General features: G+C 70.0%; 13 protein-coding genes. 8 read left to right on the plus strand and 5 right to left on the minus strand.

Going from position 1 to position 15,309, the window contains the following annotated elements; translation table 11 throughout:
- The first annotated feature begins 20 nt into the window (after positions 1 to 20).
- On the plus strand, positions 21 to 632 hold the full coding sequence (locus VGR32_RS00155; RefSeq protein ID WP_327446822.1) for a TIGR02466 family protein: 612 nt from the start codon (positions 21 to 23) through the stop codon (positions 630 to 632).
- Here VGR32_RS00155 and VGR32_RS00160 read toward each other — a convergent pair whose 3' ends face one another.
- Positions 633 to 2,111, minus strand: coding sequence for a leucyl aminopeptidase (locus tag VGR32_RS00160; protein ID WP_327446823.1), 1,479 nt, complete (start codon positions 2,109 to 2,111; stop codon positions 633 to 635). It abuts the gene before it with no gap.
- A 121-nt stretch (positions 2,112 to 2,232) separates the two neighbouring features.
- Here VGR32_RS00160 and VGR32_RS00165 point away from each other — a divergent pair, with 121 nt between their 5' ends.
- From VGR32_RS00165 to rsmA, 7 genes are all read left to right on the plus strand, one after another.
- Positions 2,233 to 3,366: an LptF/LptG family permease gene (locus VGR32_RS00165; RefSeq protein ID WP_327446825.1), complete on the plus strand. Its 1,134-nt coding sequence runs from the start codon at positions 2,233 to 2,235 to the stop codon at positions 3,364 to 3,366.
- Positions 3,363 to 4,478, plus strand: a complete 1,116-nt coding sequence (gene lptG, locus VGR32_RS00170) for an LPS export ABC transporter permease LptG (RefSeq protein WP_327446827.1) — start codon at positions 3,363 to 3,365, stop codon at positions 4,476 to 4,478. The genes VGR32_RS00165 and lptG overlap by 4 nt, the downstream gene beginning before the upstream one ends.
- 51 nt (positions 4,479 to 4,529) lie before the next feature.
- Positions 4,530 to 6,941: an LPS-assembly protein LptD gene (locus tag VGR32_RS00175; RefSeq protein WP_327446829.1), complete on the plus strand. Its 2,412-nt coding sequence runs from the start codon at positions 4,530 to 4,532 to the stop codon at positions 6,939 to 6,941.
- Positions 6,942 to 7,066: 125 nt separating this feature from the next.
- Complete coding sequence (locus tag VGR32_RS00180; protein WP_327446831.1) at positions 7,067 to 8,392, plus strand: peptidylprolyl isomerase; 1,326 nt, start codon at positions 7,067 to 7,069, stop codon at positions 8,390 to 8,392.
- Positions 8,389 to 9,387, plus strand: a complete 999-nt coding sequence (pdxA, locus tag VGR32_RS00185) for a 4-hydroxythreonine-4-phosphate dehydrogenase PdxA (RefSeq protein ID WP_327446833.1) — start codon at positions 8,389 to 8,391, stop codon at positions 9,385 to 9,387. Before VGR32_RS00180 ends, pdxA begins: the two co-directional genes overlap by 4 nt.
- A gap of 13 nt (positions 9,388 to 9,400) precedes the next feature.
- Complete coding sequence (gene map, locus VGR32_RS00190; protein ID WP_327446835.1) at positions 9,401 to 10,165, plus strand: type I methionyl aminopeptidase; 765 nt, start codon at positions 9,401 to 9,403, stop codon at positions 10,163 to 10,165.
- Between the two features lie 40 nt (positions 10,166 to 10,205).
- Entirely contained in the window at positions 10,206 to 11,081 is an 876-nt protein-coding gene (gene rsmA / locus VGR32_RS00195; protein WP_327446837.1) for a 16S rRNA (adenine(1518)-N(6)/adenine(1519)-N(6))-dimethyltransferase RsmA, read from the plus strand.
- A gap of 203 nt (positions 11,082 to 11,284) precedes the next feature.
- On the opposite strand, the gene gmk is transcribed toward rsmA, so the two are convergent.
- From gmk to fabF, 4 genes are read right to left on the minus strand one after another with little or no spacing between them, the layout of a single operon-like run.
- On the minus strand, positions 11,285 to 11,926 hold the full coding sequence (gmk, locus tag VGR32_RS00200; RefSeq protein WP_327446839.1) for a guanylate kinase: 642 nt from the start codon (positions 11,924 to 11,926) through the stop codon (positions 11,285 to 11,287).
- The gene (locus tag VGR32_RS00205) at positions 11,916 to 12,806 is read right to left on the minus strand and encodes a YicC/YloC family endoribonuclease (protein ID WP_327446841.1); all 891 of its coding nucleotides are present in this window, start codon (positions 12,804 to 12,806) and stop codon (positions 11,916 to 11,918) included. Before VGR32_RS00205 ends, gmk begins: the two co-directional genes overlap by 11 nt.
- Positions 12,803 to 13,948 (minus strand): endolytic transglycosylase MltG, encoded by a 1,146-nt coding sequence (mltG, locus tag VGR32_RS00210; RefSeq protein WP_327446843.1) that lies wholly within the window; start codon positions 13,946 to 13,948, stop codon positions 12,803 to 12,805. The genes VGR32_RS00205 and mltG overlap by 4 nt, the downstream gene beginning before the upstream one ends.
- On the minus strand, positions 13,949 to 15,229 hold the full coding sequence (fabF, locus tag VGR32_RS00215; protein ID WP_327446845.1) for a beta-ketoacyl-ACP synthase II: 1,281 nt from the start codon (positions 15,227 to 15,229) through the stop codon (positions 13,949 to 13,951). It abuts the gene before it with no gap.
- Between the last annotated feature and the right edge of the window lie 80 nt (positions 15,230 to 15,309).

Below are 15,309 nucleotides of genomic sequence, written 5' to 3' on the forward strand. Positions count from 1 at the left end.
GCGCCGCTGTAAGGGGGGCCATGACCCTGCGCCCGCTGTTCGTCACCCAGGTTTATGAGGCCAGCCTGTCCGGCGCGGCCGGATTCGACGCCTTCAACGCCGAGCTGGCCCACGCCTGCCGCATGCTGGCGGTTGAGGACGCGGGCGGTCGGGCGTGGTCACGCGAGAACGGCTATCGCGGCTACACCTCCTATGGCTCGCTGAACGACCTGCCGCAGCGGTTTCCGGAGTTCGCAGAGCTGAAGCGACGCCTCGACAAGCATGCGCAAACCTATGCGCAGGCTCTGAATTTCGATCTGGCCCGCAGGCCACGACTGGACAACCTCTGGGTCAACGTCCTGAAGCCCGGCGGCGGCCACAGCGGGCACATCCACCCGCACGCCTTCCTGAGCGGCACGGTCTACGTCGAGGTGCCGGACGGCGCCTCGGCGCTGAAGCTGGAAGACCCCCGCCTGCCGATGATGATGGCGCGGCCGGGCGTGCGGTCCGACGCGCCGGAGGCGGAGCGGCCGTTCGTCTATCTGGCCCCGCGCGCGGGCACGATCCTGATGTGGGAAAGCTGGCTGCGGCACGAGGTGCCGCCCAGCGCCGCGAAGACCGATCGCATCTCGATCAGCTTCAACTACGCCTGATCAGGCCTCGTAGGAGTCCCGCACCATCCGGTCGAGGGTGCGGACGCCCCAGCCCACGGCGCCGTCCGGCACGGTGGGGTTCTTCGAGTCCTTCACCCAAGCCGTAGGCGCGATGTCGATGTGCGCCCACGGCGTGCCGTTGGTGAAACGCTGCAGGAACAGGGCGGCGGTGATGGAGCCGCCGGCGCGGCCGTTGCCCATGTTCTTCACGTCGGCGATCGGGCTGTCGATGTGGCGCTCGTAGATCTCGGGGATCGGCATGCGCCAGACGTTCTCGCCGACCTTGGGCGCGGCCTTGCCGATGTTGTCGGCCAGCTCGTCCGAGTTCGAGAAGACGCCGGCGTATTCGAGGCCCAGCGAGATGATCATGGCGCCGGTCAAGGTGGCCAGGTCGACCATGAACTTCGGCTTGAAGCGCTCCTGCGTGTACCAGAGGCAGTCGGCCAGAACGAGGCGGCCCTCGGCGTCGGTGTTCAGGATCTCGACGGTCTGGCCGGACAGGGTCTCGACCACGTCGCCCGGGCGGGTCGCATTGCCGTCGGGCATGTTTTCGACCAGGCCGATGACGCCGATCACGTTGGCCTTGGCCTTGCGGCCCGCCAGCGCGTGCATCAGGCCGACGACGGCGGCGGAGCCGCCCATGTCCCACTTCATGTCCTCCATGCCCTCGGCGGGCTTGATCGAAATGCCCCCGGTGTCGAAGCAGACGCCCTTGCCGACGAAGGCGATCGGCTGTGCGCCCCTGGCGCCGCCGTTCCACTTCATGATCACGACCTGGCTGTCGCGAACGCTGCCCTGTCCGACTGCGAGCAGGGTGCGGAAGCCGAGCTTCGCCAGCTCCTTCTCGCCGATGACCTCGACCTCGAGCCCGGCCTTCTCCAGGGCCTTCACGCGACGGGCATACTCTTCGGGATAGAGGACGTTGGCGGGTTCGGACACCAGGTCGCGGCTGAACTCGATCGCCTCCGCCACCGGGGCGAAGTCGGCGTCGTAGGCGGCTTGGGCCGCACCGGGGTCCGAAGCCACGACGCGGATCGTCTGGATTGACGGCGTCTTCTCCGGCTTCAGCGTCGTGCGGTATTTCAGGAAGCGATAGGCGGCGAGGCGGGCGGCGAAGGCGGCGCGGGCGGCCTGCTGGGCCGACAGGTGGGAGACGTCGATGGCGAGGACGTCGGCGCCCGACATCTTCACGGCGTGATAGGCGGCGCCGGCGGCGGCTTCCAGCGCCAGGTCGTCGACCTGACCGGCCTCGCCCGCACCGGTCACGACGACGGTCGCGGCGTCGCAGCCCGACACGCCGGCGACCAGCTGCGTCGAATTCCTGGCTCCGGTGAAGCGACCGGCGTTCATGGCGCGCGACAGGGCGCCGCCGGTGGCCTGGTCGATCTGCACGCCGGCGCCGGCCAGACTGCGGCCTTCATGCGCCAGAACGGCCAGAACCGGAGCGGCGCCCGCGGAGGCGGCGAACTCGATCTTCATCGGATACTCCTGCCGGAAGAACGCCCGGCGTCTGAAACGGTCCGCGGACTGTCGCGGGAAACGAGGGCCATGTATTAGGGCGTTCCCGACGCCGCCCGCAACGGGCGATTTCCTTTCGTCCATGACCCTGATTCAAGGCTATCTTTTCCGGCAGATCGCGCGCCCCGTCGTCGGCGCGTGCGCGGCTCTGGCCGGAATCGGCATCCTGAGCCAGTCGCTGGAGCAGCTCGAGTTCGTGGTCGAGCGCGGCGCCAGTCTGTGGGTCATGGTCAAGCTGACCAGCCTGGCGGTTCCGCAGCTGCTGGCCGTCATCCTGCCCATCGGCCTGTTCGTCGGCGCCCTGATCGCCCTGACGCGGCTGCAGAGGGAGCAGGAGCTGATCGCCGCCTTCGCCGGCGGCATGACGCGATGGGCGGCGATCCGTCCCGCCGCGACGCTGGCGGCGATCGTCGCGGGCCTGACCCTGGTGATGAACGTGGCCGTGCAGCCGTGGGCCCAGCGGGCGGCGCGGGACGAGGCGTTCGCCGTCCGCTCCGACCTGGCCGCCCTGCTGGTCGAGGAAGGCCGCTTCGTGAAGGGGCCGAACGGCCTGACCGTCTACGTTCAGGAGATCGAGCAGAACGGGCTGATGACCAACCTGTTCGTCTACATCGACGACGGCAAATCGATCTCGACGTGGGACGCCGCGGAGGCGCGCTTCAGCCGCATCGCCGGCGAACCCTATCTGCTGCTGGGACAGGGCTCGTGGCAGCGGTACTCGTCGGACGGCGTGCTGAACTATCTGTCCTTCGACAATCACGCGTTCCCGCTGGCGGGCTTCATGGACGAGGCGGACCAGGCGGTCCGCTACAAGCCGTCGGATCTGTACCTGCACCAGTTGTTCGATCCGACGCCGCAGATGTTGGAGACCGCCGGCACGCGGGGCGAGCTGCTGGCGGAAGGGCATTCGCGCCTGTCGTCGCCGCTGTACGCGCTGACGGCGATGGCCATGGCCCTGAGCGCCATTCTGGGCGGCGCGTTCAGCCGGACCGGCTATGGCCTGCGCGTGGCCAAGGCGGCCGGGGCGTTCCTGACCGTCCGCATCGTCGGCTACGGCGTCGTCGCGGCGAGCGCGTGGAATCCCTGGGTCAACCTGCTGCAATACCTGTTGCCCATTGCGGCCGCGGCCGTGGCGCTGCGCGTCCTGTTCCGCGCCCTGAAGCCCCGACTTCGCAAGGCGCGACGCGTCGTGGCCATGGCGGGGGCCGGCGCATGACCGCGCCGTCGCGCCTGAGGGTCGGCCGCGTCGAGCGGTACGTGCTGAAGCAGCAGGCCCGGTCCCTGCTGGTCGCGCTGGGCGTCATCGCCGCGCTGATCATGCTGATCGACTTCGTCGAGATCTCTCGCGGGGTCGGCTCGGACGTGGACCTGTCGGGCGTCCGCATCCTGGGGCTGATGCTGCTGAAGTCGCCCGCGGTGATCCTGCAGCTGACGCCCTTCATCTTCCTGTTCGGCACCCTGGGCGCCTATGTCGCCCTGAACCGCCGCAGCGAGCTGATCGCCATGCGCGCGGCGGGCGTCTCGGCCTGGCGCTTCGTGCTGCCCGCAGCACTGATGGCCCTGGTCAGCGGGGCCGTCATCGTGGCGGCCATCAGCCCCCTCGCGTCCTATGCCGACGGCGTCTTCCAGCGCGAGCGCGCGCGCCTGTCCGGCCAGGCGGTCGGCGTCGGCGCGCCGGAAGCGGTCTGGCTGCGCGAGGGAGACGACCAGCGTCAGATCATCATTCGCGCCGACCGGCAGGATCGCGCGGGCGGGCGCCTGCTGGGCGTGACCTTCTTCGTCTACACCAACGATTCCCGCGGCGGCCGCCGCTTCGCCGAGCGCATCGACGCGGCCTCGGCCAGCCTGAGCGCCGGCAGCTGGCGCCTCGTGGACGCCGTCGGCGCGCGGATCGGGGAGCGGGGGGTGCGCTACGCCACGCTGGACCTGCGCTCCAGCCTGGCCGACGAGGAGGCGTTCGACCGGTTCGCGCGGCCGCAATCGACGCCGATCTGGTCGTTGCCGGCGCAGATCGCGCGGGTGGACGCCGCCGGATTCTCGACCACCGCCTATCGTCTGCGACTGCATCAGCTGGTGGCGACGCCGCTGGTGCTGGCCGCCATGTCGATCCTGGCGGCGGCCTTCTCGCTGCGGCTGATGCGACTGGGCGATCTGGCGCGCATGAGCGCCGCGGCCGTGGTGCTGGGCTTCGCCTTCTTCTTCATCAACCAGATGTCGGCGGCGTTCGGATCGGCCGAGGTGATCGCGCCCTGGGTGGCGGCGTGGCTGCCGCCGCTGCTGGCGTTGCTCGCGGCCCTGACCCTGCTGGTCTACACCGAGGACGGCTAGCGCCCGGCGGCGACGTCGCCTAGGGAAGGCAGGGAGGCGAAGCGGACAGGATTGACGGACCAGACCCCCCAGATGCGCGCCCGCCGACCCCATTTCCCGACCCTGAGGTCGCTGCTGCTCGCCGGCTGCGGGGCCTGTCTGCTGGCGGCCGGGGCGGCGCGCGCCCAGGACGCCACACCGCCGGCGCCCGACGACGGGCTGGACGACAGGGCGCTGTATCTGGACGCGGCAGAGGTGGCGCGCATCGGCGACCGGCTGGAAGCGTCGCGTGAACAGGGCGACCGGCTGTACGCCCGCTTTCAGGACCACGCCCTGCGCACCCGCCGCCTGACCTATGACCTGTCGACCGGCGTGGCCACCGCGCAGGGCGAGGTCGAGCTGACGGCGCCGGACGGCGCGACGGTCTTCGCCGACTATCTGGAGCTGACCGAAGGGGGGCAGACCGGCGTCGCGGTCAACTTCGCCACCCGGCTGCAGGACGGGTCCAGCTTGATGGCGGCCACGGCGGTGCGGCGGTCCGAAACCGTGAATGAACTGAACTACGCCATCTTCACGCCCTGCCCGATCTGCGACGAGAACGGGCCGAAGGAGCCCACCATCTCGCTGCAGGCGCAGCGCGTGATCCAGGACGAGAACCTGCGCGCCGTCCTGTACCGGAACGCCGTCTTCAAGGTGAAGGGCGTGCCGGTGCTGTTCCTGCCGTTCTTCGCCCACCCGGATCCGACGGTGGAGCGCGCGTCCGGATTCCTGGTGCCCGAGATCGGCTTCGATCAGGAACGCGGTCTAAGCTGGGAGCAGCCGTATCTGATCGTCGTGTCGCCGTCGGAAGACTGGCTGATCAGCCCGCAGTTCAACACCGAGGTGGAGCCTCTGCTGAACCTGCAGTGGCGGCGGCGGTTTGCGGACGGCATCGTGGTCGCGCGGGGAGGCTACACCTGGGCCCGCAACTTCGGCGACTTCGACGTCGACGACGACGGCGTCGACGATCCGCCGCAGTCGGCCGAGCGCAAGCATCGCAGCTATCTGCTGGCGTACGGCGCCTTCGACCGTCCCGGCCCGTGGCGTTGGGGTTTCACCGCCGAGCGGACGTCGGACAAGACCCTGTTCGACCGCTATGACGTGCGCGACCCCTATGCCGACAACGGGCTGTATCACGGCGACGAACGGCGCCTGATCACCCAGGCCTATGCCGAACGTCAGACGGAGCGGTCGTACGTCTCGGTCGCGGCCTTCGCCATCCAGAGCCTGCGGGTGGTGCAGTTCATCGAGTCGGCGCCGGGCCTGAACGTCTTCGAGCGCGACGGCGCCCTGCCCGTGGTCGCGCCCATCGTCGAGGCGCGCTGGGAGCCGGACGGGCCGGTGTTCGGCGGGCGCCTGCGGCTGACGGGCTCGGCGGTCTCGCTGTATCGCGACGACTATGTCGGGGCCCCCGTGTTGCGCCCGGAGGTGCTGCCCGTGGGACCGGCGCCGACGGAGGGGGTCGATTCCCGCCGCGTCACGGGTCGGGTTGAATGGCGCCGCGCCATGATCTCCGCGGCCGGCGTCCGGTGGGAGCCCTTCGTCGACGGACGCTTCGACGTCTATTCGATCTCGCAACTGCCGGCGCCCGGCCTCGAAGACGATCAGACGATCACCCGCGGGCGGTTCACCGCCGGGCTGGACGTCAGCTGGCCCCTGATCCGCCCGCTGTCGGGCGGCGCGGACCTGATTCTGGAGCCGATGGGACAAATCTCGGCCTCAAGCGACGCCGATCTGGATTCCCGGGTGCCCAATGAGGACAGCCAGGTTCTGGACCTCGACGAAACCAGCCTGTTCCGCGTCGACCGTTTCCCGGGGCTTGACCTCTACGAGGGCGGCTTGAGAGTGACGGGCGGGGCGCGCGCCACCGTCCGCTGGCGCGACGGCGGCAGCGCGGCGCTGTTCGTCGGGCGCAGCTGGCGATCGGACGCCGAGCCGGGCCTGCTGACCGCCGCGCCGGACATGCCGTCGGTGTTGTATGACGCGACCGGCCTGGCCGACCAGGCGTCGGACTGGGTGGTTCAGGGGACTTTCGAGCCGCACGACGGAATCCGCGCCTGGGGCCGGGCGAGCATCGACGATTCCGGCGACGTGCGGCGCGCGGAAGCGGCCGTCGAGGGGCGCTGGGGCCGCCGCAACGCCGGCTCGCTGATCTACGTCATGGACGACAGCAATCCCGTGGACGGCCCCCTGAACCGGAACTACGCCTTCGTCGAAAGTTCCGTACAGCAATTCGTGGTGGGCGACTGGGGCGTGGTGGGACGCGGCGTCTACGATCTGGACCGCGATCTGTTCGTCCGGTCGGAAGTGGGTCTGCTGTTCGACGACGACTGCGTGCGTTTCGAGATCGGCTATCGCCGGGACAACACCCGCGTGAGGCCCAGCGGGGCGTCGGAAGGCGCCTACGTCCGCCTAACGCTCGCCACTTTCGGCGGTACACGCTAATAGCGGGGCGACCGGCGCCGACAAGGGGGCGCGACCGGCCGATTCTCCATGATCGGCGCGCGGCCAGGCCGCATGAGGGTTCAGGAAGAACGATGCGAGTGATGCGTTTTGCGACGGCCGCGGCCATGACCGCGCTGATGGCCGGCTCCGCCGCGGCCCAGACCGCCCCGATGCGGCAGGACCCGCCGGCGCAAGGCGCGACGGCCGCCGGCACGCTGCAGCCCGAGCAGGTGCGGCGCGAGCCGCGCATGGTCCAGCGCGCCGACTTCCAGATTGCCGACGGCGTCGTGGCGACCGTCAACGACGACATCATCACGGGCTTCGACCTGCGTCAGCGGATGCTGCTGATCATCGCCATGAGCGAGGTGGAACCCACCGCCGAGGATCTGCCCCAGATCGAACGCCAGGCCCTCGAAAGCCTGATCGACGAGCGCCTGCAGGCCCAGGAGATCGCGCGCTACCCTGATCTGAAGGTCAGCGACGAAGACGTGAACGCCGAAATCAACGCCATGGCGGCAGACCTTCAGACGACGGCCGACGCCTACCTTCGACTGCTGGCGCAGGTCGGCATCCAGCCGCAGGCCATTCGCGATCAGGTGCGTGTGTCGCTGGGATGGCGCCGCCTGGTGGGCGGGCGCTTCGGAAGCCGCGCCCGCGTGTCGAAGGCGCAGGTGGACCAGGCGCTGCGACAGGCGGAAGAAGCCGCCGGCAAGCGTCAGTACCTGATCGGCGAAATTTATCTGGAGGCCGCCCAGACGCAGGGCGGCATGCAGGGCGCCGTGAACGGCGCCCAACAGCTGATCCGTCAGATGATCCAGGGCGCACCGTTTCAGGCCGTCGCCCAGCAGTTCTCCGACGCCCCTTCGGCCGTGCGCGGAGGCGACGCCGGCTGGGTGATCGAAGGCACGGTGCCGCCAGCGCTGCAGCAGGCGATGGACAATCTCGACGTCGGTCAGCTGTCCAACCCGATCGTGGTCGAAGGCGGCGTTTACATCATCTACGTCCGAGACAAGCGTCAGGGGTCCGCCACACAGCTGGTCAGCCTGCGCCAGGTGATGATCGAGCTGCCGGAAACCGCCGACGCCGCCGCGGTCGCTGCGGCGGGCCAGCGCCTGACCGCCCTTCAGCCGCAACTGACGTGCGACAACATGCTGACGCGCGCCACCTCCGAAAACGGACTTCTTGGAACGGACCTCGGAGAGAGCGACCTGCAGAGCGTGATCCCGCAGTTCCAGGAAGCCGTGGCGGACGCCCCGGAAGGCGCCGTCGTCGGTCCCGTCCGGTCTCCCCTGGGCGTTCATCTGGTGGGCGTGTGCGGCCGACGCGTCGGCTCAGCCGCCCTGCCCTCTCGCGACGAAATCGAAAGCCGCCTGCAGCGCTCGCAGCTGTCGATGCTGGAGCGGCGCTACATGCGCGACCTGCGTTCCGACGCGCTGATCGAACGGAAATGATTCCGCCGCTGGCGCTCTCTCTGGGAGAGCCGGCGGGCATCGGTCCCGAGATCGTCTTCAAGGCCTGGGCCGCGCTCAAGGCCGAGGGTCCCACGTTCGTGGTCGTCGGAGACGCGCGACTGCTGAAAGCGGCGGGTGCGCCGGTCGCTCCGGTCTTCGAACCGGACGAGGCCCGGGGCGTCTTCGGTCGCGCGCTTCCCGTCATCGACGTCCCGACGTCGGTCGAGGCGACGCCGGGCCGGCCCGACCCGGCCAACGCCGGGTGCGTGGCGGACTGGATCACGCGCGCCGTGGACCTGGCGATGGACGGCCGGGCGGCCGGGGTGGTGACGGCGCCCATCGCCAAGGCGCCCCTCTATGCCGCCGGATTCCCCTTTCCCGGGCACACCGAATTCATCGCCGACCTGACCGGCGACCTGCCGTTCGACGGCACGCGCGGGCCGGTGATGATGCTGACGGCGCGCGACCTGCGGGTGGCGCTGGTGACGATCCACACGCCGCTGGCCGAGGTGCCGCAGCTGGTCACGGCCGACCGCGTCATCCGCACTGCGCGCGTGGTGCACGAGGCGCTGCGCCGCGACTTCGGCGTGGCGCGGCCCCGGCTGGCGCTGGCGGGCCTGAACCCGCACGCGGGCGAAGGGGGATCCATCGGCCTGGAAGAGATCGAGGTGCTGCGCCCGGCCGCGGCATCTCTGCGCGCCGAGGGCGTGAACATCACCGATCCCCTGCCTGCCGACACGCTGTTTCACGACGACGCGCGCGTGACCTACGACGCGGCCGTCTGCCTGTATCACGATCAGGCGCTGATCCCGGTCAAGACGCTGGACTTCTGGGGCGGGGTCAACGTGACGCTGGGCTTGCCGGTGGTGCGGACGTCGCCGGATCACGGCACGGGGTTCGAGATCGCGGGCAAGGGCGTGGCGCGCGCCGACAGCCTGATCGCCGCGATCCGGCTGGCCGCGGACATGGCGGCGCGGCGTCGCGGATTGCGGTGAAGGAGCGCCGATCATGACCAAGAGCCCCGCCGAGATCGAAGCGATGGCCGAGTCCGGCCGGTTGCTGGCCTCGGTGTTCTCGCATCTGGACGGCCTGACGCTGGCCGGCATGAGCACGCTGCAGATCAACGACGAGGTCGAGCGCTTCATCGTCGAGGACCTCAAGGCGCGACCCGCCAGCAAGGGCCAGTACGGCTACGGCTTCGTGCTGAACTGCTCGCGCAACGAAGTGGTGTGCCACGGCGTGCCGAACTCCGCAGAGATCGTGCGCGACGGCGACATCCTCAATCTCGACGTCACGCTGGAGAAGAACGGGTGGATCGCGGATTCCAGCAAGACGTGGCTGATCGGCGCGGTCGCGCCCCACGCGCGGCGTCTGGTCCGCACGACGCAGGAGGCGCTGTGGAAGGGCATCCGCGCGGTCCGACCGGGCGCGACGCTGGGGGACGTCGGTCACGCGATCGAGCGCCATGCGAAGAAGGCCGGATATTCCGTCGTCCGCGACTTCTGCGGCCACGGAATCGGCCGCGAGATGCACGAGGCGCCGCAGGTGCTGCACTTCGGAAAACCCGGAACCGGGCTGAAGCTCAGGGAAGGCATGACCTTCACCATCGAACCGATGATCAACGAGGGCCGCGCCCGCACCGTGACGCTGGACGACGGCTGGACGGTGGTCACGGAGGACGGGAAGCTGTCCGCCCAGTTCGAGCACACGGTGGCGGTGACCGCGACCGGCGTTCGGGTCCTGACGCTGCGGCCGGGCGAGACGGCGCACTGAGGCCCCTCCCCTCTGCGCCTGCGCCCGGCTATGACCGGGCGTGACCGACGATCTGCCGAGCCTGCGTGAACAGCTGGACGCCCACGGGCTGTCGGCGAAGAAGAGCTTCGGCCAGCATTTTCTGCTGGATCTGAACGTGACGCGGAAGATCGTGCGCCTGGCCGGCCCCTTCGACGGACGCCCCGTCATCGAGGTGGGCCCGGGCCCCGGCGGGCTGACGAGGGCGCTGCTGGAAAGCGACGCCGGGCGAGTGGTGCTGGTCGAAAAGGACCCGCGGTTCATTCCCCTGCTCTCCGAGCTGGACGACGGCTCGGGCCGCCTGACGATCGTCGAGGGCGACGCCCTGAACGTGCGCGAGGATCAGTTGATCGAGGAACCGGCGCATCTGGTGTCGAACCTGCCCTACAACGTCGGGACGCCTCTGCTGATCAAGTGGCTGACGGGCCCGTGGACGCCGCACGCCCTGACCCTGATGTTCCAGAAGGAGGTGGCCGAGCGCGTGGTCGCCAAGGCCGGCGAGGACGCCTATGGCCGGCTGGCGGTGATCGCGCAGGCGGTGGCGGAGGCGAAGCTGGTCATGCACCTCCCGGCCGCGGCCTTCACCCCGCCGCCAAAGGTCGCCTCGGCGGTGGTGCATCTCGTTCCCCGGGCCGACCGACCGGAGCGAGCCCTGCTCAAGGCGCTGGAGCGGGTGACGGCCGCGGCCTTCGGTCAGCGGCGCAAGATGCTGAGGTCCAGTCTGAAGCAGCTGGGCGGAGCCGCCCTTTGCGAGACGGCCGGCATCGACCCGGAAGACCGCGCGGAGGTGATCGATCTGGACGGCTTCCTGCGCCTGGCGCGGGCATCGATCGGGGCCGCCCAGCTGGAGCCTGAGGACGGCGCCGGGCCGACCCTGACGCGGCGCAGGCGCTCCTGAAACGGCGAAGGGCCGCCTGTTTCCAGACGGCCCTTCCATTGTTCAGCCTTGGCGGCTGGATCAGAGACGCGCCCCCAAGAGGGCGGAGGTCGCGTGCGTCCGGGCCGCTGACGGCGTGAGACAATGAGACATTCGACCACCTCCTTTCGCTGTTTCGACGATGACTCCGATGTGGGGATCGCGTCCGGGCGTGCAAGAGCCCGTCATACGGACTCGTCCAGCAGGGCCTTCTGATACGCGGCGACCCAGAGATTGCGACGGCGGCGGCTGCGCTCGGCGTGATAGATGTGCGCCAGTTCGGCGTAGCTGCGATCGAAGTCGTCGTTGACGAAGACGTAGTCGAAAGCGTCGCTGTGTTCGATCTCGCTTTTGGCGTTCTGGATGCGGCGTTCGATGACGTCTTCCGCGTCCTGGCTGCGGGTGACGAGGCGACGGCGCAGTTCGGCCAGGCTGGGCGGCAGAATGAAGACGCGGACGGCGTCCTCCGGGCATTTGCGGGCCACCTCGGCGGCGCCCTGCCAGTCGATGTCGAACAGGACGTCGCGGCCCTCGGACAAGGCCTTGTCCACCGGCGCCCGCAGCGAGCCGTAGCGGTTGCCATGCACGTCGGCCCATTCGAGGAAGGCGTCCTGATCGATCAGGCGCTGAAACTCCGCGTGGTCGACGAAGTGATAGTCGCGGTCGGCGACCTCGCCCGGGCGGATGCCGCGGGTGGTGACGGACACCGACAGCTCCAGCGCCCCGTGATCGGCCATCAGTCGGCGGCACAGGCTGGTCTTGCCGGCGCCGGACGGGCTGGCGACGATCAGCAGGACGCCCCGGCGCGGGGTACGCTCATTCGACATTCTGAACCTGTTCTCGCAGCTGTTCGACGGCGGCCTTCAGGTCCAGACCGACGGCGGTGAGGGGGAGGGTGGCCGACTTCGAACACAGGGTGTTCGCCTCGCGCATGAACTCCTGCATCAGGAAATCCAGCTTGCGGCCGGCCGGCGGCTCGGTCAGCAGCTTGCGCGCCGACATGACGTGCGCGGACAGACGGTCCAGTTCCTCACGCACGTCCGCCTTGGCGGCGAGGGCGGCGGCTTCGAGAAAGACCCGCTCCTCAAGCCCCGGCGCATCCGGCGCAAGCTCGGCCATGCGGCGGCTGAAGCGATCGCGCACCGCGTCGATCTGGGCCGCGGCCTCGCGCTCCGCATCCTCGACCAGACCGGCGATGCGGTCGATGAGGCCCGTCAGGACCGGCGTCAGTTGGGCGCCCTCGTGCCGACGGGACGCCAACAGCGCATCGAGCGCGGCTTCGACGGTGGCGGCGATCTCCGTCTGCAGCGTCGCCGCCAGCGTCTCGTCCAGTCCGGTTTCATCGGCTGAGAGCACGCCGCGAAGCGTCAGAAGGCCGTCGGCCGACGGCGGAGCCGCCCCGGCTTCGACCAGCTGGCGCGCGAGTTCGACGTAACGATCCAGAACGGCCTGGTCGACGCCGACTGCGGCGCCGCCCGCCTCGGGCCGGGCATGAATCGTCAGCGACACCTGGCCGCGCGCGAAGCGGGACTGGCCGGCGGACTTCGCCAGGCGCTCAAGGTCGTCGAAGCCCGCGGGCGTGCGGGCGCGGACGTCCAGATTGCGCCCGTTCACCGAACGCGCCTCGACCGCCCAGGCCCAGCCATGGCCGGCCCCGTCGGCGCGCCCGAAGCCGGTCATGCCCGAGATGACGGCGTCCGCGCTCATCGCGGCGCCTGTCCGGGCGGCAGGATGGTGACCTCGGCCCCGGCGTCGGGGGCCATCTCGCCGGTGGGCGCCGGCGTCGCGGCGCCGGTCGTCGCGGCTGGGGCCGCGGGCTCGGGCGGCAGGCCGGCACGGCGACGCTCGATCGCCCGCCAGCGCGCGACGTTGTCGAGATGCTGCTCGTAGGTCGGCGCGAAGACGTGCCCGCCGGTGCCGTCGGCGACGAAGAACAGGTCCTGGGTCACCGGCGGGTTCAGCACGGCCTTGATCGAATCGCCGCCCGGATTGGCGATGGGCGTCGGGGGGAGGCCGTCGATCTGGTAGGTGTTCCAGCGGGTCGGAGCGTCTATCTCGGACCGGCGCAGGCCCCGGCCGAGGGGCCGGCCCTGGGTGATGCCGTAGACGATGGTCGGATCGCTTTCGAGGCGCATGCCGATCCGAAGCCGGTTCGAGAAGACGGCCGCCACACGCGGGCGCTCGGCGGCCACGCCCGTCTCCTTCTCGACGATGGAGGCGAGGATCACCGCTTCCTCCGGGGAGGAGACCACGCTGTTGGGTCCGCGCGTCGCCCACAGCTCCGCGAGATTGCGGTCGTGCGCAAGCCGCATGCGCCGGACGACGGACGCCCGCGTCTCGCCCCGGCTGATCTCATAGGTGTCCGGCCAGAGAGTGCCCTCGGGCGGAGTTTCAACGTCGCCGACGAGCAGCGGATTGCGCATCAGGATGTCGACGGCCTGGGCCGAGGACCATCCCTCCGGCAGGGTCACGTAGTGGCGGACGACGCGTCCGGAAACCAGCAGGCTGATGACCGATCTCAGGGACGCCCGGGACGGAACCTCATACTCGCCGGCGCGCAGCTTGCGGTCGGCGCCCGTCAGGGTCGCCGCGGCCTTGAACATGTCGGTCGAGCGGATGACGCCCGCCTGCTTGAGCTGCTGGGCGATGGCGGACACGCCGGCGCCCGACGGCAGGGTGACGATCGTCGCGTCGCCCGTCCGGGCGGAGGGACCGGGCGCGTAGAAGACGCTCCAGACCACCGCCAGGAGGCCGATCAGGAAGACGCTGAACGTCGCCGTGGCCGCCAGCATGGCGATGGCGAGCGGCTTGCGGTCTCCGCCGCCGAACCGGGGTAACCGCAAGGGCATTCAGTCCACCTTGCGGAAGACGACGGTGGCGTTGGTGCCGCCGAAGCCGAAGGAGTTGGACATGGCGACGTCGATCTTCATCGGCTCCCCCTTGTCCTTGACCATGTGGAGGGCGGTCTCCTGCTCGGGGTTCTCGAGGTTGATGGTCGGCGGGGCGATCTGGTCGCGGATGGCCAGCACGCAATAGACGCACTCCACCGCGCCGGCGGCCCCCAGAAGATGCCCGATCATGGACTTGGTCGAGGACAGGGCCACGTTCGGCGCGTGGTCGCCCATCAGGCGCTCCACGGCCTTGGCCTCGATCCAGTCGGCCATGGTCGATGTGCCGTGCGCGTTGACGTAGTCGACGTCGGAGGGCCGCATCCCCGCACGCTTCAGGGCCGCCTGCATGGCGCGATAGCCGCCCTCCCCGTCCTCGCTGGGCGCCGTGATGTGGTGGGCGTCGCCCGACATGCCGTAGCCGACGACCTCGGCGTAGATCTTCGCCCCGCGCGCCCGCGCATGCTCCAGCTCTTCCAGCACCATGATGCCGGCGCCCTCGCCCATGACGAAGCCGGCGTGATCCTTGTCGTAGGGGCGGCTGGCCTTTTCGGGCTGGTCCTGGAAGTCGGTGCACAGGGCGCGACAGGCCAGGAAGCCGGCGATGCCTATGGGCACGACCGAGCTCTCGGCGCCGCCCGCCACCATGACGTCGGCGTCGCCGAGGGCGATCATGCGCGCCGCGTCGCCGATGGCGTGGGCCCCGGTGGCGCAGGCGGTGACGACCGAGTGGTTCGGACCCTTCAGCCCGTGGCGGATGGAGACCTGACCCGACGCCAGATTGATCAGCGACATTGGAATGAAGAAGGGGCTGACGCGGCGCGGGCCCTTTTCCTGCATTTCCAGCGCCGTCGCCGCGATGGGGCCAAGGCCGCCGATGCCGGAGCCGATCATGACCCCCGTGGCGCACTTGTCCTCTTCGCTCTCCGGCTTCCAGCCGGCGTCGGCCAGCGCCTCGTCGGCCGCGGCGATGGCGTAGACGATGAAGTCGTCGACGCGCTTCCGGTCCTTGGCGGACATCACGGCGTCGGGGTCGAACACGCCGGGCTGGCCGGGAGCGCCGTGTCCGCGGCCGTCGACCTGGGGCACCTCTCCGGCGATCGAGCAGGCGAAGCCCTCGGTGTCGAAGGCGGTGATCGGCCGGATGGCGGACTTTCCGTCCAGAATGCTCTTCCAGGCGTGCTCGACGCCCGCGCCGTGCGGGGTGAGCAGGCCCAGTCCGGTGACGACGACGCGGCGCATGCGAAAACTCCTGTCGAAAGCGAAACGGCAGAAACGCCGATGGCCGCCGGACCCGCCCGACAGGGACGCGCCGCGGCGGC

Origin of the sequence: Brevundimonas sp., assembly GCF_035935935.1 — a bacterium.
Classification (GTDB): domain Bacteria; phylum Pseudomonadota; class Alphaproteobacteria; order Caulobacterales; family Caulobacteraceae; genus Brevundimonas.